General features: G+C 39.2%; 1 protein-coding gene. It reads left to right on the plus strand.

Annotated elements, in window-relative coordinates; translation table 11 throughout:
• On the plus strand, positions 1-696 hold a 696-nt coding region (gene mobC, locus AW165_RS18280; RefSeq protein ID WP_155859651.1), incomplete at its 5' end, for a MobC family replication-relaxation protein.
• Positions 697-1163 lie beyond the last annotated feature (467 nt).

Raw genomic sequence — 1163 nt, forward strand, 5'->3', positions numbered from 1 at the left:
GATAACATGCAGTGTGTTGTGCAGTTTTTAATACAAGAAACGTACTCTACGATCAGTAACTTAATGGTGCTTTTGAATTACCAAAAAAGACAACCGCTCGATCGCTTACTAGCAAAACTAAAGGGCTTAGGCTTCATCAAAAAGTACGAGCTTCAAACCCAAAACGGGAAGCTTGCTTTGTGGGGCATAACGGATTTAGGTCTAGCACAAAACCAACAAAAGAGTGATGGACAAGAGAAGAGTTTTGTCCCGTATCGAGTCACGATGAAAAGCGTAGAACACAAAATAAAAATGCAATTCATGCAGCTCCAGTTACTCAAAAACGGATGGCGTGAATGGGAAAATTGTCGGCTTGAAAGTGTTCGTAAAAAGTATCCGGTAGAGCACAAACCGGATGCCATAATCAAAAGTCCATCGGGCGCAAAAATCGCACTTGAGTTGCACCAAACGATGCAAACAACTTCACGCTATCGAACCCTCTTTAAAAACCACATACAGGCAAGAAATGAGCGATATTGGAACGCTGTATTTTTCGTTGTTAACAGCCCAGAGTTAAAAGGGTTACTGGAGAATCGTTTCAATAAAATTGAGTACATAAGATTCAAAGAGTCGAAGCATCCATTCGAGCATTACCGCTCAAACCTTTACCGAATATTCACATTAGAAGAGATAACTTCGTTGCAAGAAAACCGATAGGGGATTAAAGGGGAGCATTCCCCTTTAGCACGCGATAATACCAACCGAGGAACGAGGTTTGTATACATCGACAGCGTGCCTATGTTTACCATGAGACTTAGCGCACTGGAGCACTTTTGAAGCACTTTTGAAGCACTTTTGAAGCACTTTTGAAGCACTTTTGAAGCACTTTTGAAGCACTTTTGAAGCACTTTTGAAGCACTTTTAGTGCAACATCGGCGCATGATTGAATGCAAGTAAAAACTTTAAGGTATAAAAAGAAAAAAGAAGGTGAGGTGATAAGTGTCATCAAATTGCACAACAGTGTCACCATATTGCACAGAAGTGTAATCACAATGTCATCAACATGCACAGAACTGTCATTGCTTTGCACAAAAGCATATCCATTGAAGAAGTATTTTGACAAAAATACCTAAGTATTAATTTTGGAGAGGAATAATATGAATATAGAAAAAGAAATATTGGAA

The sequence above is a fragment of the Acinetobacter sp. LMB-5 genome, from assembly GCF_001541635.1.
GTDB classification, from domain to species: domain Bacteria; phylum Pseudomonadota; class Gammaproteobacteria; order Pseudomonadales; family Moraxellaceae; genus Acinetobacter; species Acinetobacter pittii.